Below are 18,386 nucleotides of genomic sequence, written 5' to 3'. Positions count from 1 at the left end.
ACGCCCCAAGCTGCCACAGCGTTCGCCCTGCCTTTCCGATACGCCGACTGCCACGGATCCAAGCCAAATCGTCTGTCCCGATGGTGAGCCGGTGTGCGCCCGGCATCGCTACATCATAGCTGCCGCATGGTCTTATCCCTAAATAGTATTTGCCAACTGCATGATTAAGGCATCAGAATCCGAATTACGCATACATCAACCTCCGCCATGGAAATCCGGCAACTGGAAGCCTTCGCCGCAGTCGTGACCACCGGCAGCGTCACCGCCGCCGGGCGCCTGCTCGGCCGTTCGCAACCGGCGATCACGCGGTTGATCCAGGAGCTGGAGGCCGAGCTGGGCTTTGCGCTGTTCACTCGCAGCGGCCCCCGCGTAAGCCCGACCGAACAGGGCTTCCTGCTCTATGACGAGGTCGAGCAGACGCTGGCCGGCATGCAGCAGATCCGCACGCGGGCCGCGGCACTGGCGCGCGGTGAAGGCCGCCCTTTGCGGATAGCCGCCACGCCGGCGCTTGCCGCCGGGCTGTTGCCGCCCGCGCTGGCGCTCGCCTTCGAACGCGGGCTGTGCACGCCCGAACGCGTCGAGGTGCAGAGCGTGTCGCCGGAACAGGTGGTGCACGCGGTGCTGACCGGCGCCGCCGAGATCGGCCTGAACAGCCTGCCGCTGGAGCACCGCGGCGTGATCGTGCACTGGATCGGCCAGTCTGCCTGCGTGGCGGCTGTCCGCGCCGACGATCCCCTCGCCGCGCAGGCGTCCATCGCCCTGCACGACTGCGGCGCGCGCCGCATCGTCACCATGCAGAACCCTTACCGCCTGCGCCGGCGCGTGGACCGCGCGCTGGCCGGCGCAGGCGTGCCAGCGGCTGGCGTGATCGACACCAACACCTCGATCAGCGCGCTGACGCTGGTGCGCGCCGGGCTAGGTATCGCGGTGCTGGAGCCGGTGACCGCGCGCGGCCTGCCGCTGGCCGATATCGCCGTGCGGCCGATCGATGCCGATATTCCCTTTTACTTCGGCGTGATCACGCCGCAGGCGCGCCCCGCCAGCACCGCGGTGCTGGGACTGGTGCAGGCGGTGGCCGACGCCGCTGCCGCACTGCTGCCCGACCTGGTGCGGCGCGCGCCAGCCGAACACGGTGCGCTGCTGCAATCGCTCTATGGCGACGCCAGCGCCGACGCCGAAACGCTCTCACAAGATGCCGGACCCTCAAGCCATGACTGACCAACCCGCTCCCACCCTTGCTGGCCTGGCCGCGCTCGAAGCGCGCCTGCGCCAGGACCTGTCCTGGCTGGAACTGCCGGCCAAGGCCTGGACCATGCCGCGCACCCACGACGGACACGACGTGCTCGACGTCGCCATCATCGGCGGCGGCATGGCGGGGCTCGCGGCCTGCGCCACGCTGACGCAGCTGGGCATCCGCGTGCGCGCCTTCGACCGCGCCCCGCAAGGCTTCGAAGGCCCGTGGGCCACCACCGCGCGCATGGACACGCTGCGCTCGCCCAAGCAGCTCACCGGCCCCGCGCTGGGGCTGCCGGCGCTGACCTTCCGCGCCTGGTTCGAAGCGCAGTTCGGCGAGGCCGCGTGGCAGGCGCTGGACAAGATCCCGCGGCTGCAGTGGATGGACTACCTGCGCTGGTACCGGCAGGTCCTGGCGCTGGATATCCGCAACGACCACCAAGTCGAGCAGATCGTGCCGCGCGCCGACGGGCTGGTGGCGCTGTCGATGCAGACCCCGGACGGCCCGCAGACCGTGCTGGCGCGCCGCGTGGTGCTGGCCACCGGCCGCGACGGCCTGGGCGGCGCCTACGTGCCGCCGGTGGCCGACCAGCTGCCGCGCCACCTGTGGGCGCACTCGTCCGACGAGATGGATTACGCCACGCTGCGCGGCAAGCGCGTGGGCGTGGTGGGTGCCGGTGCCTCGGCCATGGACAGCGCCGCGACTGCGCTGGAAGCCGGTGCCGCCAGCGTCGAAATGCTGGTGCGTCGCCAGGACATCCCGCGCGTCAACAAGAGCAAGGGCGCCGGCAACCCGGGCCTGACGCACGGCCATTCCGGGCTGCCCGACGCATGGAAATGGCGGCTGCGCAATTACATCAACACGCAGCAGGTGCCGCCGCCACGCGGCAGCACGCTGCGCGTGTCGCGCCATGCCAATGCGTACTTCAACTTCGGTGCCGGGCTGGAATCGATCGACGCGCAAGGCGACGTGCTGTATGTACAGACGCCGCAGGGCACCTTCGAACTCGATTTCCTGATCTTCTCGACGGGCTTCCGCATCGCGCTGGAAACGCGGGCGGAGTTTGCTGCCTTCGCCCCGCATATCCGCTACTGGCGCGACCGCTACACGCCGCCGCATGGACAGGAGGACCGCGAGCTGTCCGACTCGCCCGACCTCGGCGAAGCCTTTGAATTCCGGGAGAAGACCCCAGGCGCCTGCCCGGGCCTCACGCGCATCCACTGCTTCTGCTATCCGGCAGCGCTGTCGCACGGCACCGTGTCGGGCGACATCCCCGCCATCAGCGACGGCGCGCGCCGGCTCGGCCAGGGCATTGCCGCGCTGCTGTACCAGGAAGACGTCGAACTGCACTACACCGCGCTGCAGGACTTTGCCGAGCCCGAAGTCTTTGGCGACGAATGGACGCCGGCCCGGCCGCCGGCGCAGCGCACCGCCGCCAAGGTTTGAACCTGACACCCGACCTGAACGAAGAGATTCCGATGACCCAGCCCCCCGCCTCCGCGGTCGACCTGATCGACCAGCTCACCGGCCTTGCGCCGGGCGGCGCCACGCACGCGCTGCGCCACCAGCGCGACAAGGTCGTGGCCGCCACGCAAGGCAGCTATGACGCGCTGTTCGACCCTGCCCTGCCCGGCCTGTCGCTGGCCGAGCGCCTGCTGGTCGCGCTGTATGCGGCGCGCCTGACGCCTTCGCCGGCGCTGGCGGCGCACTACCGCGCGCGGCTCGAACAGAGCGCAGCCGATGCCGGCCACATCCGCATCGCAGCCGAAGGCCAGGCCGAAGATATCGCCGATGCGCGCCTGCGCGCCATGCTGGCCTTCACCCGCACGCTGATCGAAAAGCCCGTCGAAGGCGACCAGGCCGCGCTGCAGGCGCTGCCCGCCGCAGGCCTGAGTACGCCGGCCGTGGTCACGCTGGCGCAGCTGATCGCCTTCCTGTCGTACCAGGTCCGGCTGGTGGCCGGCCTGGATGCGCTGAAATCCCTGAACGACACCGCCGCCGGAGCCCAGGCATGAGCGAGATCATCAAATCCCACGGTTTCACCAACGAAGTGCTGGACTGGAAAGCCTGGCTCGACGTGGTCGAACTCGACCAGGCCACGCCCGAGCAGATCGCCGTGCTCGAAGAAAGCCACCCCAAGGCCAAGGTCCAGGACTACTACCGCTTCCTGGTCCACCAGCCCGAGATCCTGCGCCAGCGCTCCACCGCTTTCAACGCCATCATGTATGCCCCCGGCGGCATGCCACGCGCCGAGCGCGAGCTGGCGACCACGGTGGTGTCGCGCATCAACGGCTGCGTGTATTGCGCGTCGGTCCATGCGCAGCGCTTCGAGCAGCTGGCCAAGCGCAATGACGTAATCCGGGAGGTGTTCGAAAACCCGCGCACCGCCGGCACCACGGCACGCGAGCAGGCGATCGCCCGGTTCTCGATCGAACTGACGGAGCGGCCGGCCGAGGTCACTGCCGAACAGCTCAAGCCGCTGCGCGAGGCGGGCGTGACGGATGGGGAGATCCTGGATCTGATCCACTCGGTTGCCATTTTTGCGTGGGCGAACCGGTTGATGCTGAATCTGGGGGAGCCGGTGTTTCCGCAGGAGACAGGCGCATAAGCATGTGACACGGCTACAGCGGGAGCAGGCAGCCCATCAAGGCTGCCTGCCTGCTGTGCTGTTGCGTCCATGAGGATTTCCCTTCCGGCGCGAAGTTTGCAGGCATCGGGGGAGATTTCTCATTGTGAGAGTGGTTCTCGATTCCTTTGTCAGGAAGCGGCAGTGTCGCCTATGCTGTCCCATGCGGCAGGTACAAATCTGCCAGCTTCAAAAAAAGAAGGGGGAAGTCCCCAAAAGCGGACCGCGCCATCAGGCATGCGCGCTCCGCGCGATCGGCTTTGCCACAGTCACGGGGTGAGACTATCGCACGCGGGGCGTTTGCAGGCTCGTGGGCGGGGATACCCCGCTGACAAAACATGACAAATGCTTTCCTGTTTAGCAGACCCTTCACGTTTCTCGCCTGCCCGGGCATGTCGGAAGTCCGGGATGGCATCGAGTCACTGGAAGCGCTCCCCGGGCATTTGTTCTGGCTGGAGAACGAGGACTTCATCCGCCAGGCCCATGTGCCGGATTTCGTCGAACAGAGCCGCGCCGCACTCGAGGCAGCGATGCCCGGCGGCGTGGCGCTGGTCGATTCGATGCAGAACGAGATCCGGCGCAATACCCAACTTCTGCCAGCGTTGCAGCGCCTGGCCCCGGAGGCGGCCGCGGCCGCCCACTCCTATTGCTATTGGCGCTACTCGGCAGATGTACTAGGGCGGTCGCAGGGCATTCCGAGCAGCGCCATCGAGCGCCAGTTTGACCGGACGGTGGCACCTCGCGACGGCGCGCACAAGCTGCAATGGATCTGTCCATGCTGCGACGGACCGGCGCACTTCCAGGTCGATGGGCTGCTCGCGACGCAGCGGCCGGCGCGGCAAGGCGGTTTTTCAGTCGAATGCGCGCACTGCGGGCATCAGGAGCGCTTGTACGCCGGGTTCCTGCATGCTGGCCGCCTGGAATGTCGCTGCGCTGTCTGCACAAGTTTTGTCCAGAGGCTGGCTGGCCAGCTGGCCCGGCCCGCGCGCAAGTTGTGCGCAAGTCTGGATGACTATGCATGGATGCATGCGGTGGATACCGCCGCGGAAATCCGCGAACTTACGGAAGCGTCCCTGCAGATGCTGGCACGCGGCGAGCGGCCATCGGACAACGCGCTGGCTTTCGCATTGGCCGTCCAGTCGGACAAGAATCGCCCCATTCCTGACATTCTCGGCCAGCTGGACCCAACCCTCGAAGGCCGGCTCGACAAGAATCCAAGAACCTGGGCACTGCTGTGCGAATTGCTGCACGAAGGCGTGCTCGACGGCGAATGTGCGATCTACGATCAGGACGGACGCCAGCGCGTGGCGCTTGAGATTTCGTTACTCGAAGAGGATCACGCCACCGACGGGGGCACTGCGCAGGACCATCTCAATACCCTCCTGAAGGGTTACCAGTCCTCACAGCGCGACACCTTCGTCAACTGGCTGAAGGCGCTGAAGCGGCTGCGGCTTTGCACCGCGAGGTTCAATGCCGCCGTCGACGTATCCTGGAAGCCCAACCTGGAGCATTGCCGCATCCTGACTGCCAGGTGGCCGGATGGCAAGGCAGCACCCGCTCCACACGCCCGCACCGCCTTGCCGCCGACCGCGCCGAGCGCGCGCCGCCCCGAGCGGCCGGTGTACCTGGATGCGGAACTGGAGGCCGTGCAGCTGCTGAAATCCCTGGGCTATATCGTGCTCAGTCCCGAGGAAATCCGCGGGCAACAAGACCGCGTGGAGAACATTTACTGAGCAACGGGCCAAAGGCGAAGCGAACCCTTAAGCAAGCCGCCTGTCCGCCCGGGCGACTGCCTGCTCCGTGCGTGGCCCTTCATGTCATTTCGACTTGCCATCATCGAGCAGACACTCAATCGCGCGAAAGAAGCGTCGTTTGGCGGGATCTGTCGAGTTGGCTGACTCCCGTATCACAGCCATGGTTGCGTCGATAAAACACTTGGCCGCCGCGCCCAATGGCACTGCACGCCGATGCGTGATGCTGATCCTGGCATCTGGCAGCGCATCCCTGATCGGCAACACGCAAAGCCCGTCTTTTGCCAACAATAATTCCGCCAATGGCCAGGGCATGAGGCTGAGAAAGTCCGTGCTGGCGATCAGGTTCGTGGCTATCACGCTTGAGTGCGAGATATGGATGCGGGGAGAGTAACGGGCGCAATAGTCGCTGAATGCGCTCTCGACCACGCCATCGGATTCCCCCGCGAAATCACGATTCAGAATCCAGGTGGCTCCTTTAAGGTCCTGTAGCGTCCGGCACTCGGCCAGTGGATGGCCAGCTCGCGCCACCACGGCGTATCCGGTCGAGAAGAGCGGCAGTTGGGCGAACTCCTCCGACTGGGACAAGTACATTCGCCCTATCGAGAGGTCAAGCGTGCCATCGCGAAGCTTTGGCACCGTTACCGTAAGCAGGCTCTCGAAGAACTCGAGCCGGGTGTCCGGCATCTGCAGCTGGAAGCGGCCGGCGATTTCGCCAAGCAAGGTCATGCCCAGCCAGGCCGGGATACCAACCGCCAGGGTCCCTTTCCGCTTTCCGGCAAAGACGTCCATTTCCTGCCGGGCGCGCGCCAGCACACCCACAGTGAGACGCGCATGTTCCAGCAGGACGTGCCCGGCCTGGGTCAAGGTGATGCCCGTCGTCTCGCGAATGATCAAGGTCACCCCGACTTCGTCTTCCAGTTCACGGACCGCTTTGGTGATGGCGGCCGGTGAGTGGGAGGTGGCCCTGGCCGCATTCCGGATGCTTCCGCTGTCGGCGATCGCCACAAGTGCGCGGAGTTGATGAAGCTTCATTTCGAGCAAAAAATTGGGTTGAGAGCCAGGGCAACCAATGGTGAACGGCGACACAAATAGCTGCCTACCGAACCCCCGCCCGACCAAATATGCTTTGCCCGGTGATATTGCATCGCCCAAGGATGCATCCCCTTCGAGCCGTGGCACGCGCCGCGTAGATCACCTGGAACGTATATGAAGCATATAGCAAGTGTCGTGGACCTCGTCGAAGCGAAGCAGGACCGATACATCTCCCTGGCCAACGAAATATGGTCGCTGGCCGAAATGCGCTATGCGGAGTTTCGCTCAGCCGAGTTGCACGCCTCGCTGATCGAGGAGGCGGGCTTCAAGGTCAATCGAGGCGTGGCACACATGCCAACGGCCTTCGTCGCCGAAGCCGGCTCGGGAGGGCCCGTGATCGGCTTTCTCGGGGAGTACGATGCACTTGCCGGGCTGAGTCAGGAAAGCGGCGCGCTCACCTGCATGCCCGCCGCGGGCGCGGCCACGAGTAACGGTCATGGCTGCGGTCACCATCTCCTTGGGTCTGCGGCCCACCTGGCTGCGGTGGTCGCGAGGGACTACTTTGCAGCAAACAACATCGACGCCACGGTCCGCTTCTACGGGTGCCCGGCCGAGGAGGCAGCCGCCGGCAAGACCTTCATGGCCCGCGACGGCCTGTTCGATGACCTGGACGTGGCCCTGAGCTGGCACCCGTCCGTCGCCAACTCCGTGTTCATGAATGCCACCCTCGCCAATGTGCAGGCCTATTTCCGTTTCCACGGAAAGTCGTCACATGCGGCATTGGCTCCGCACCTGGGGCGAAGCGCGCTTGACGCGGCGGAACTGATGAACATCGGAGTCAACTATCTCCGCGAGCACATGCCTGACGAGGCGCGCGTGCATTTTGCCTACATCAACTCGGGGGGAGTATCCACTAATGTCATCCCAGTCCTTGCCGAGGTTCTTTACACGATCCGTGCCCCGCGCAGCGAAGAAGCGATCGATCTCTTCAAACGCGTCAAGGATATTGCCGCAGGTGCCGCATTGATGACGGGCACGCGCCTGGAAATCATCTTCGATAAGGCCTGCTCGAACATCCTCCACAATGACACGTTCGATGCGATCCTGGATCGCAACATGCGGGCGCTTGGCGGACTGGAAGTCAATGCAAGCGAAACCGACTTTGCAGCCAAAATACAGAACACGGTGAATGCGGATGACCTGGCCAACAGCTCGCGTCATTTTGCCGCTGCCTTGCGCGATCCCAGACCCATCATTACCGAAGTCCTTCCCTATCACCCCGACATCAAACGCCCCGTCACCGGGTCGACGGATGTCGGCGATGTCAGCTGGGTCGTTCCGACAACACAATGCCTGACCGCCTGCTATGCGTGGGGAACCGGCTTTCATTCATGGCAAATGGTGGCCCAGGGCAAGCTATCCCTTGCTCACAAGGGGATGCTGCTGGCAGCGAAAACGTTGGCCGCAACGGCCATCGATCTTGCCGGAACGCCTGACACCTTGCGCGAAGCCAGGCAGGAACTAGAACGCAAGAGAGGCCAGCGTCCCTATGAGTGCCCGATCCCGCCCGAGGTCATGCCTCCCCCCGCACGCGGCTAGTCCAGCCAGTGAACGCAAGCCGAGACTTTCTGATCATTTCACGAGAAGCCGATGAAGCTCAAGACGATTCTTAACACCATCGCAATGCTGGGAATTTGTTCATTTTGTGGCATTGTGCAAGCACAAAGTGCATATCCGGCCAAGCCCATCTCGCTCGTCGTGGGGTATCCCCCGGGTGGCTCTTCCGATGTTGCCGCCAGAGCGCTGGCGCAAGCCCTTTCCACCTCGCTTGGGGCAACTGTTGTTGTCGAGAATATCGGTGGCGCCACCGGAGCGATTGCCGCGCAAAAGGTGGCACGCGCCGCGCCGGACGGCTACACGCTGCTGCTTGGTTCCACCAACGAGCTGGTCGCGACCAGGTTGTTCAATCCGCAGCAGGCGTATGACGGGTCAAAGGACTTCACCTATATCGGCGTAGTGGAGCATCAGGGTGCGATGATCCTGGCCTCCCCGAAAAGTGGTATCCGGACGACCGACGACCTCATCAAGCGCATGAGGAGCGCGCCTGGCGCGCTGAGTTATGGCACGTCGGGGATCGGCTCGATGCTGCACTATGCGATGGAGTCCCTGATGCAAAGAACCAATACCCGTATGACCCACGTTCCATATCGTGGCGTCGCGCCGTTGGGTACTGATCTCGCGGGAAACAACCTCGAGGTTGGCGTGATGGGAATCGCATCGGCGAAGGCTCTGATTGATGCGGGTAAGGTCGTACCCATCGCAGTGACCACAAAGGAGAGGTCCGCCAAATTCCCGAACGTTCCTACGGTAGCCGAGCACCCCTTGCTGAAGGGCTACGATGTGACGGGCTGGTTTGTTCTCGCCGGCCCGAAGAACCTCCCCGCTCCCGTGGTCGGGAAGCTGAAGTCGACGCTGCAAAGCGCGCTACACAGCCCGCAGTTCCGTCGACACCTTGACGATGCGATCGGCGTTCCTGCGCGTGACGACGAAGACGCCCTCGAGCTGATCAAGATGGAGACGCAGCGGTACAAGTCTATTGTCAGCAACTGAGGCCACCGATCAGCTGTCTCGAATATTGATGCGATCCAGGTTACCCGAATAGCGGAAGCGAGGCCCTATTCCGCAGTTGCGGGCCAAGATTCATTCGCTCCCGGGTTTCCGGGACGAATGCGACTCTGTTGCCGGCTGTGATCCGCAGCAATGCATTGCTGCGGACAGTCGTCGAAGCGAACTCGCACCTTCACAAATTCCCGACTCTCCGAGGCATTCCACCGCCACCGGCCGCGTGGGACTTCTAACTCAGGCATTCGTAGATTAACAGCTGCACGCCGGGCGCGATGTGGTCGCGGCCTGCTCAAGATTCAGATAATAAAAACCGGAGGAAGACGTGTCTTTGATCAAGCAGATACCCAGATATCTGGCTGCATTTCCAGTTTGCTTAGCAACTGCCGTATCCGCGGCAGAATCTTTCCAAATCCTGAAACCCGATCCGATGCCGGGATCAGGCGGACTCAGCCTCTATGGTGTCGCCGATGCCGGCATCCAGTATTCGCGTGCGGGGAGCAATCGCCTGCTGCAGTCAGAGAGCGGCGCAGGCGCGACCTCGCGCTTCGGGCTGCTTGGTGTTGAACATCTGGGTAACGGACTGTCCGTGGCTTTCAACCTGGAGAGCGGGCTCAAGTTGAAAAATGGGAGCGCAGGCGCTACCACCGCAGAGGGTGAATCCAGTCTTTTCAATCGCGAAGCCAACATTTCACTGATTTCCAGGCAGTGGGGAAGAATCAAGCTGGGACGCCAGTATCCAACCCAGCTGTCGATCGCGATTGATCCGTTCCTGGGCGTGGGAGCTTTCTCCCCCCTTGCATCGCTGGTCAGCTTGAGTTCCGATCTGGGAAGGGGTGCCACCATCGGCGATTCCCGCATCAGCGACGCCATTTCCTACACCACCCCGATCCTCGGCGGCTTCCAGTTCGAATATCTGCATGCGCCGCGCGGCGTCACCACGCCAGGCTATCCCGAATCCAGCTTCCACGGGGCTCAACTTGAGTACGCAAGTGGCCCGCTCTACCTCGGGGTGTTTTATAACATCATCAATACGGATCCCACCGCGACCGTGTCCTCGGTGAGGAACAGGTGGTTGGGTGCCGGCGGGATGTATTCCTTCCCTGGCGGTACCAACGCCACTTACGAGTTCAACATGACGAACCCTGACCGCGCCGGATACTTCATTGCGACCAGTCATATGGTCGGTCTCAGCGTTCCAACGGGGCCCGGTGTCATCAAGTTCTCCGCGGTCTATCGCAACGTGGCAGGCAAGGCCAGTGGCGACTCGCTCGCGATTGGGCTGGGCTACGACTACAACATGTCGAAGACCACGGCCTTGTATGCCCGCCTTGGCTATGTGCTGAACCAGAAGAACGCAATCGGCTCGCTCGCCGGGGTTGCCTTGAGTCAGCCCGGTGACGATGTCAGCATCGTTGCCACGGGGATCCGCATGCGCTTCTGATGCTGCGCCAGGTTTCCAATCAAAGTTATCAAAAATCGATAGAGTTCGCGCAGATGAGAATGCAGATTCAATCTACAGATGTTTCACTCGATTCCATACCTGATGGTGCGACCGGGTACACGTTGCCTGCCCTGCTGGCCGCACGGGCGGCGCGTAACGGCGACGCGCCCCTCTTCTCGGATCGCACGACGCAGTGGACGGGCAACGACGCCTGTACGATTGCAGCGCGGCGGGCGGGCAGTCTTGCCGACCAGGGAATCACGCGCGGCGACCGCGTGGCTTTGTTATGTTCCAACCGCGTCGAATTCATGGAGGTCGTGCTCGGCTGTGCCTGGCTGGGCGCGGTCGTGGTGCCTGTCAACACCGCCTCACGGGGTCTGCAACTCGAACACATTCTGCGGAATTCCGGTGCGCGCCTGCTGGTAGCGGAATCCCATCTGGTCGGCGCAGTCACGGCGCTGGACGCCCCTGGTCTCGCGCTCGAACGGATCTGGTTGATTGGCGAGGTGTCGGCCGACGCTCCGCTGCCGTCGCAGTGGGAACCCATACCAATGCCGCCGCTCGGCACCGCGGTCCCTCCTGCTGCGTTGACGGATGGCGACCCACTGGCCATCCTGTACACCTCGGGCACTTCCGGGCTGTCGAAGGGCGTGATTTGCCCGCACGCCCAGTTCTATTGGTGGGCCCACTATACGGGGCATCATCTCGGTGTGACGGCAGGGGATGTCCTTTACACCTGCCTGCCGCTGTTCCATACCAATGCGCTGAACAGCTTCTATCAGGCATTGATCCATGACGCCACGCTGGTGGCGGACCGTCGGTTTTCCGCCAGCCGTTTCTTCGATAGCCTGGTAGAAACGCGGGCAACGGTGACTTTCGTGCTCGGCGCCATGGTTCCGATTCTGCTGGGGCGCCCGATTGCGGCGGCCGAGCGCGCCCATACCGTACGCATTGCGCTGGCGCCCGGCGTGCCAGGGAAATTTCAGGAAGACTTCACGGCACGCTCCGGCATTCGTCTACTCGATGGCTATGGATCTACCGAAACCAATTTCGCGATTGGCGGCGGCATTCAGCAGCAACGCGCGGGCTATATGGGCCAGGTTGTCGCCGGGTTCGAGGCGCGCGTGGTGAATGACAATGACCAGCAGGTACCGCACGGCGAGCCGGGCGAACTGATTCTGCGCGCCGAGCAACCGTTCGCGTTCGCCACCGGATATTTCGGCATGCCGGAAAAGACGGTAGACGCGTGGCGCAACCTTTGGTTTCACACGGGCGACCGCGTGGTGCGCGAAGCGGATGGCTACTTCCGATTCGTGGACCGGCAAAAAGACGCCATTCGTCGCCGCGGCGAGAACATTTCGTCGTACGAGGTGGAGCAGGTCATTCTCAGCCATCCCGCGGTCGAGACTGCCGCGGTATTCGCGGTGCGCTCCGCGCTGGCGGAAGATGAGGTGATGGCGATGGTCGTACTGCGCCGTGATGCGCAGATCGATCCGATGGCGTTGATCCAGTTCTGTGAACCGCGGTTACCCTATTTTGCGGTGCCGAGGTATCTGGAATTCACGCCTGACCTGCCAAAAACCGAAAACGGCAAGATTCAGAAGTACAAATTGCGTGAGCGCGGCGTAACCGAACAGACCTGGGACCTGGATGCTTCAGGATACCGGCTCAAGCGCTCATGAATTCAGTGGGTGGTGTGCGCTCGAATCTTATGAGCGCTATGGACGCCCGGACCAGTCAGCGACGCAACAAACTCATCGAATGACGATTAGCGATTATGACAACGTGGTGCTGGCCGCCGGCGTGGAGGTGCCATACCGCCGCCAAGCAGCGGAGGAGAGCACCGCAGACCTGCTGGCGCAGGCGTTCAGTGCCGCGCTCGTCCAGTCAGGATTCACCTCGAGCGAGGTTGACGGGCTCGGCGTGGCCTCATTCACACTGGCTCCCGATCATGCGATCGATATGGCCTGGCGGCTTGGCCTCAGTCCCCGCTGGTCCATGGACGACTGCCATGGTGGCGCCAGCGCCATCAATCTGTTGCAGCACGCCGTGCGAGCGATACAGTGCGGCGACGCATCCGTGATCGTACTGCTGAGTGGCGATCGCTTTACGCCGGCCGACTTCAAGCAACTGATCGAGCACTACAACCTGACGACTAGGACGTATCTGAGGCCTCTCGAACACGGGGGGCCGAATAGCGTGTTCGCCATGCTGACCCAACGGCATGCGCGTCGTCACGGATTGACGAGGCACGACTACGGCACCTTGTGCGTGGCGCAGCGCGCCTGGGCGGCGCGAAATCCAGGCGCGGTATATCGCACGCCGCTGACGCTCGACGAATACCTTTCCGCACCCATGATTGCGGATCCGCTGGGCCGTTTCGATTGCGTGCCCGTGGTCTGCGGCGCGAATGCGGTGGTCGTGGCCCGAGCCGATCTGGCGCGCCGCGCGGGCATTGCCGTACGCGTGCGGGCGCTGCAATGCCGCTATAACCTCGATCATCAGACCGGTGACGGGCTACAGACCGGGCTGGTCGCGCTGGCGGACGATCTGTGGCGGCAGGCCGGCGCCGGTCCGCAGGACATGGATCTGGTGTCGGTGTATGACGATTACCCGGTCATGGCGCTGGTGCAATTGGCCGATCTCGGCTTTGCGCCAGACGGGGATCTGCGTGGCCTGATTGCACGCATCGCCTCGCATGATTTGCCGGTGAATACGTCTGGTGGCCAGTTGTCCGCCGGCCAGGCGGGCGCCGCCGGGGGCATGCATGGATTGGTCGAAGCGCTTACCCAGTTGCACGCGCAAGCCGGCGCACGGCAGGTGGCTGGCGCGCGCCTTGCGGCCGTGAGCGGCTATGGCATGGTCGAATATCGCTACGGCATGTGCGCGAACGCCGTGGTACTCGAGCGGGTGGACCAGGAATCGAGATGAACCTTATCGTTTTTCATTGCCGGCAATGCGACGCGGTGCTATTTCCCGCGCGCTATTTCTGCCCGCACTGCGGCGCGTCGGACTGGGAAGAGCAGGTCGCGGAAGGGGGCACGATCGAGGAAACAACGGTTGTGCGCCATCGCGTCGGCGCGCAGTGCGGTGAAGACGTGCACTTGGCCACGGTCAGGTCGACGGCCGGGCCGGTGGTGATTGCCCGTCTCGATGAAGCCATGCGTGCGGGCGCCATGGTCCGGCTGGAATTGGACGACGCGATGCGCGTTCTCGGACATGCCGGATCAGCGCATTGACGCACAGCATGGCTAGCTGTCGACGCCCCCGTGATGCACCGCCAGCCAAACCGTCGGCCCCGTCGCATCGGTCCACGCCACGCGATGCCGGCAATGCGCGGGCAAGTGCAGCCAGTCGCCAGGCTGCATCATATGCAGCCCTGGCTGGCCTTCCAGTTCCAGCGCGGCGCTGCCGCTGACCAGCAGCACCCACTCATCGTCCGCACTGTCGTACCAAAACCCCTCAGGGCTGCTCTGGCCGTTGGAGACGATGCGCTCGATCTTCAGGCCGGGGCGCGCCAGCAGCGGCTGGAAAATCTCCTCTGCCGCATTCGCCGGCACATCTGCCAGCAGGTTTCCATGCTCAGGCTTCATCCGTGCCTCCCGAAGGTCGTGGCGCGGGGACCTCAGTCGCCCGGCCCCGGCGCCAGCACATCGCGCGCGCCGTTGCGGCCCATCGGCGACACCAGCCCCGCGACTTCCATCTGTTCGATCAGCCGCGCCGCACGGTTGTAGCCGATGCGCAGCTGGCGCTGCACCGCCGAGATCGAGGCGCGGCGGCTGGTCAGCACAAAGCTGGCGGCCTCGTCGTAGAGCGGGTCGGCCTCGCCATCGCCGCCGCCGTCGCCGAACAGGTCGGCGCCGCTGGCCTCGGCCGGGTCGCCGGCGAGGATGGCTTCATCGTAATCCGGCTCGCCGAACTGCTTCCAGTGCTCGACCACGCGGTGCACTTCGTCGTCGGCGACAAAGGCGCCATGCACGCGCTGCGGGTAGCCGGTGCCCGGCGGCAGGAACAGCATGTCGCCCTGGCCGAGCAAACTCTCCGCGCCCATCTGGTCGAGGATGGTGCGCGAATCGATCTTGGACGAAACCTGGAACGCCACCCGCGTCGGGATATTGGCCTTGATCAGGCCGGTGATCACGTCCACCGACGGGCGCTGCGTGGCCAGGATCAGGTGGATGCCGGCGGCGCGCGCCTTCTGTGCCAGGCGCGCGATCAGTTCTTCGATTTTCTTGCCGGCGACCATCATCAGGTCGGCCAGCTCGTCGATCACCACCACGATCATCGGCAGACGCGACAGCGGCTCGGGTGCGTCCGGGGTCAGCGAGAACGGGTTGGGCACCTTCTGCTCCGCGGCCTCGGCGGCGCGGATCTTCTGGTTGTAGCCGGCGAGGTTGCGCACGCCCAGCGCGGACATCAGCTTGTAGCGCTTCTCCATCTCGCCGACGCACCAGTTGAGCGCGTGCGCGGCCTGCTTCATGTCGGTGACCACCGGCGCCAGCAGGTGGGGAATGCCTTCGTAGACCGACAGCTCGAGCATCTTGGGGTCGATCATGATCATGCGCACGTCTTCCGGCGTGGCCTTGTACAGCATCGACAGGATCATGGCATTGACCGCCACCGACTTGCCCGAACCGGTGGTGCCGGCAACCAGCAGGTGCGGTGCGCGCGCCAGGTCAGTGACGACCGGGTTGCCAGTGATGTCCTTGCCCATCGCCAGCACCAGCCGCGAATGGTGCGCCTGGAACGAGGCGGCGTTGACGATCTCGGACAGGCGGATCATCTGCCGGCGCGCATTAGGCAGCTCCAACCCCATGCAGGTCTTGCCGGGAATGGTCTCGACCACGCGGATCGAGGTCACGCCCAGCGCGCGTGCCAGGTCCTTCATCAGCCCGACCACCTGCGCGCCGCGCACGCCCATGGCGGGTTCGACCTCGAAGCGCGTGATGACCGGGCCGGCGCCGGCGCCGACCACGGCGACGGGCACCTTGAACTCGGCCAGCCGCTGGGCGATCAGTTCGCCGGTTTCGCGCAGGCGTTCTTCCGAGACCTGCTCGGCGCTGTCGACCTCGCTTTCGAGCAGGTCGAAGGGCGGTAGGCGGTAGTCGACGACCGGGCGCGGTGCTGGCGGTACCGGTGGAACCGGGGCCGACGCGGGAACTGCGGTGGGCTGGGCGGTGGCCAGCGGCACGGTGCGGCCGACCACGGCGGGCAGCACGATACGGGGCTTGGCTGCCGGAACCGGCGGCGGGAGGTTGGCCGGGGGTTCGGTGTCTTCGACCGTTTCGACCGTTTCGACCGTTTCCACGGCTTCCACGGCTTCCACGGCTTCCACGGCTTCCACGGCTTCCACGGCTTCCGAGGTTACTTCGGCAGCTTCCACTGTTTCGACGGCTTCGACGGATTCAGCAGCTTCGACAGGCGCCGTGGTTTCCGCGACGATATCGGCGTCCTCTTCGACCAGTCCGTTGGCATCCATCAGCGCTTCGGTGTCGCTGTCGGACGCTGCCGGCTCCTCGAAGGGCTCCGGCGCACTCCCCTCCTCCGCCATCGCCGTGGTGGCCACCGCTTGCGCAACGGCCTCGGCACCGGTGATTTCAAGCTCGGCCTCGAGGGCTTCGGCGAGGTCGTCCGCAATGGTGGCTGAGTCGGCCTGGACCGCCTCCAGCTGGACGTCAGCTTCCGCTTCGGCTTCGGCTTCCGCGTCGGCTTCGGCTTCCGCTTCGGCTTCGGCTTCGGCTTCGGCTTCGGCTTCGGCTTCGGCTTCGGCTTCGGCTTCGGCTTCGGCTTCCGCTTCCGCTTCCGCTTCCGCTTCCGCTTCCGCTTCCGCTTCCGCTTGCGCTTGCGCTTGCGCTTGCGCTTGCGCTTGCGCTTGCGCTTGCGGAGCGATGCTGTCGGGCGCGGCAAGTTCCGGATCGGCGGGAATATCGGCAGCCGTCTCCGTGGTGGCGGCGATTGTCTCCGGCTCGATCGCAGCTTCCGGCATCGGAACAGGCTGGAGCACTGCCGACTTGCGCGACAAGGCCTGCAGTTCGGCCAGCAGGTCCAGCGCTTCCTGGCGGATGGCGGCCAGCGTGACTTCATCGGCCTCGTCGGCGATGGCGTCCGGCGCATCGTCCGCTTCAGCCGCAGCGTCCACCGCGCCCACTGCGGAACCGGGCTGGGCCGGCGCTGCGATGGCACTCGCCTCGGCCGCCATCGGCGCCTCGGCTTCATTAATAGCAACAGACGGTGCCGGGGCGGCCACCGGCTCGGTCGCAGCCACGGTGGCCGCAACCGGCGCAGGCGCGGCGGATGCCCCCGCAGCCGGTGCCGCTACGGCAGCCGCTGCAACGGTCGCCGTAGCCGTCTTGCCGGCAGCCTCCGGCAGCGTCGTGATCGCCGCACGATCCAGCGGCCGCGGCTGGCGGAACGGGCTGCTGACGACAGTCGCGCGCAGCGCTTGCGCCGGCCGCGACGCCGCCGCGGGTGCCGGCGTGGCGGTATTGACAGGCTTGCGCGCCGCCGGCGGCGCGGGGCGCGGTGCCGGTGCCGGCGCGGGCTGCACAGGCGGCACCGGCGACGACGCGCGCGCCGGCTTCACCGCCCCGGGAGAATCGGCATGGTGCAGCCAGATCTCGCCCGGCTGCGGCGGGGATTCGCGCGTGCGGCGCGGCGGCTGCCAGGCAGGCTGGCGGCGTGCGGACACGGCTTCGAAGCTGCGGTGGCGCGGGGTCGGAGCAGCCCAGCCGGCATTGCCGACTACGGTGGCATCCCGGCGCTCGGTCTCGCGCAGCGGTTGCGTGGCGGCGAACACGGCCGGCGCTTCGTCCGGCGCGGCATCGGCAGCCGGCGCGCGGCGCGGCTTGCGCGAGAACAGATTGCGCCAGGTCTCGCCGAACACCATCGGCGCGGCCAGCGCCAGCACGCCCAGCATCAGCAGCAGCGCACCGGTCCAGCCGAACAGGTTGCCCATCAGGCCGGCCAGCGCGCGGCCGGCCGAGCCCCCGGCGCTCGATTCCGGTTCGGCGCCGCCGGTGAGCGCTTCCAGGCTGGCGCTGGCGCACAGCACCGCCAGCGTGCCAAGCCACACGCGCAGCGAGCCCGGCCCCGCGAGCCGGCGCTCGCCGGCAAGCAAACGCGAGACCAGCCGCCAGATCAGCGGCACTACCCAGAAGGTCGAGAATCCGAACCAGCCAAAACCCATTATCGACATGCCATGTTCAAAACTACGGGCAGCGATTGTAGCGGTTATGGCAGGGCGCCATTGGGTCGGAAAGCGCAAATATTCGTAACGCCGTGCATCTGCTGCGCGTTTTCCACGGGGCAGCATGGCAAACTCTGCGCCAGTTGATGGTTCTCTCCGCCGTGCGGCGCTACCATGCGGCAAATCCCGCATCCCGACGCTCAAGCTGCTGGCGGACCTGCCCTTCACACAACTGAAACTGGACCGCTCCTTCGCCGCCGAAATCGACCGCCCCGGGCCGCGCGCCGCCATCTGCCGCAGCATGATCGGCATGGCCCTGGACCTGGGGCTCGAATGCGTGGCCGAAGGCGTCGAGACCGACGCGCAGCGCAGCGCGCTGGTGGCGCTGCGCTGCGCCCTTGGCCAGGGCTACCTGTGGTCGGCGCCCAAGCCGGTGGATGCCTTCGTCGCCGATGCCATCGACCGCGCGGTGCCGCCGGCCTAGCCGG

The 18,386-nt window shown here is 65.1% G+C and carries 14 protein-coding genes and 1 pseudogene; 12 read left to right on the top strand and 3 right to left on the bottom strand.

Annotated elements, in window-relative coordinates; all coding sequences use genetic code 11:
- Positions 1–207: 207 nt before the first annotated feature.
- The 5 genes from AC10V3_RS08260 to AC10V3_RS08240 all read left to right on the top strand — a co-directional run bounded on the left by AC10V3_RS08260 (position 208) and on the right by AC10V3_RS08240 (position 5,593).
- Positions 208–1,218, top strand: a complete 1,011-nt coding sequence (locus tag AC10V3_RS08260; protein WP_490923482.1) for a LysR family transcriptional regulator — start codon at positions 208–210, stop codon at positions 1,216–1,218.
- Positions 1,211–2,680, top strand: a complete 1,470-nt coding sequence (locus tag AC10V3_RS08255; protein ID WP_490923480.1) for an FAD-dependent oxidoreductase — start codon at positions 1,211–1,213, stop codon at positions 2,678–2,680. The genes AC10V3_RS08260 and AC10V3_RS08255 overlap by 8 nt, the downstream gene beginning before the upstream one ends.
- 32 nt (positions 2,681–2,712) lie before the next feature.
- Entirely contained in the window at positions 2,713–3,249 is a 537-nt protein-coding gene (locus tag AC10V3_RS08250; RefSeq protein ID WP_041681348.1) for a CMD domain protein, read from the top strand.
- Positions 3,246–3,842, top strand: a complete 597-nt coding sequence (locus AC10V3_RS08245; RefSeq protein WP_022534639.1) for a peroxidase-related enzyme — start codon at positions 3,246–3,248, stop codon at positions 3,840–3,842. The genes AC10V3_RS08250 and AC10V3_RS08245 overlap by 4 nt, the downstream gene beginning before the upstream one ends.
- A 356-nt stretch (positions 3,843–4,198) precedes the next feature.
- Positions 4,199–5,593 carry a hypothetical protein gene (locus AC10V3_RS08240; protein ID WP_022534638.1) on the top strand — a complete coding sequence of 465 codons (1,395 nt, stop codon included), beginning with the start codon at positions 4,199–4,201 and terminating at the stop codon, positions 5,591–5,593.
- 84 nt (positions 5,594–5,677) lie between these two features.
- Here the strand turns inward: AC10V3_RS08240 and AC10V3_RS08235 are convergent, their stop codons facing one another.
- Positions 5,678–6,700 (bottom strand): LysR family transcriptional regulator, encoded by a 1,023-nt coding sequence (locus AC10V3_RS08235; RefSeq protein WP_349604563.1) that lies wholly within the window; start codon positions 6,698–6,700, stop codon positions 5,678–5,680.
- Between the two features lie 120 nt (positions 6,701–6,820).
- Here AC10V3_RS08235 and AC10V3_RS08230 point away from each other — a divergent pair, with 120 nt between their 5' ends.
- The 6 genes from AC10V3_RS08230 to AC10V3_RS08205 all read left to right on the top strand — a co-directional run bounded on the left by AC10V3_RS08230 (position 6,821) and on the right by AC10V3_RS08205 (position 13,951).
- Positions 6,821–8,245 (top strand): amidohydrolase, encoded by a 1,425-nt coding sequence (locus tag AC10V3_RS08230; RefSeq protein ID WP_022534636.1) that lies wholly within the window; start codon positions 6,821–6,823, stop codon positions 8,243–8,245.
- Positions 8,246–8,296: 51 nt separating this feature from the next.
- Positions 8,297–9,256 (top strand): Bug family tripartite tricarboxylate transporter substrate binding protein, encoded by a 960-nt coding sequence (locus AC10V3_RS08225; protein WP_022534635.1) that lies wholly within the window; start codon positions 8,297–8,299, stop codon positions 9,254–9,256.
- A gap of 337 nt (positions 9,257–9,593) precedes the next feature.
- Positions 9,594–10,712: a porin gene (locus AC10V3_RS08220; RefSeq protein ID WP_051369710.1), complete on the top strand. Its 1,119-nt coding sequence runs from the start codon at positions 9,594–9,596 to the stop codon at positions 10,710–10,712.
- Positions 10,713–10,771: 59 nt separating this feature from the next.
- On the top strand, positions 10,772–12,394 hold the full coding sequence (locus AC10V3_RS08215; RefSeq protein ID WP_051369708.1) for an ATP-dependent acyl-CoA ligase: 1,623 nt from the start codon (positions 10,772–10,774) through the stop codon (positions 12,392–12,394).
- 79 nt (positions 12,395–12,473) lie between these two features.
- Positions 12,474–13,643 (top strand): thiolase family protein, encoded by a 1,170-nt coding sequence (locus AC10V3_RS08210; RefSeq protein WP_022534632.1) that lies wholly within the window; start codon positions 12,474–12,476, stop codon positions 13,641–13,643.
- Positions 13,640–13,951, top strand: coding sequence for a Zn-ribbon domain-containing OB-fold protein (locus tag AC10V3_RS08205; RefSeq protein ID WP_022534631.1), 312 nt, complete (start codon positions 13,640–13,642; stop codon positions 13,949–13,951). Before AC10V3_RS08210 ends, AC10V3_RS08205 begins: the two co-directional genes overlap by 4 nt.
- 12 nt (positions 13,952–13,963) lie before the next feature.
- On the opposite strand, the gene AC10V3_RS08200 is transcribed toward AC10V3_RS08205, so the two are convergent.
- Positions 13,964–14,305, bottom strand: coding sequence for a cupin domain-containing protein (locus AC10V3_RS08200; protein WP_022534630.1), 342 nt, complete (start codon positions 14,303–14,305; stop codon positions 13,964–13,966).
- A gap of 32 nt (positions 14,306–14,337) precedes the next feature.
- Positions 14,338–17,898 (bottom strand): FtsK/SpoIIIE family DNA translocase, encoded by a 3,561-nt coding sequence (locus AC10V3_RS08195; RefSeq protein ID WP_490923671.1) that lies wholly within the window; start codon positions 17,896–17,898, stop codon positions 14,338–14,340.
- A gap of 190 nt (positions 17,899–18,088) precedes the next feature.
- Between AC10V3_RS08195 and AC10V3_RS08190 the strand changes: the two are divergent.
- A pseudogene (locus tag AC10V3_RS08190) lies at positions 18,089–18,382 on the top strand (EAL domain-containing protein); the annotation flags it as partial.
- Positions 18,383–18,386 lie beyond the last annotated feature (4 nt).

The sequence above is a fragment of the Cupriavidus sp. PB-02 genome, assembly GCF_058252315.1.
Note: the sequence above shows the minus strand (reverse complement) of the source record. Positions and strands in the feature narration are given on the sequence as shown.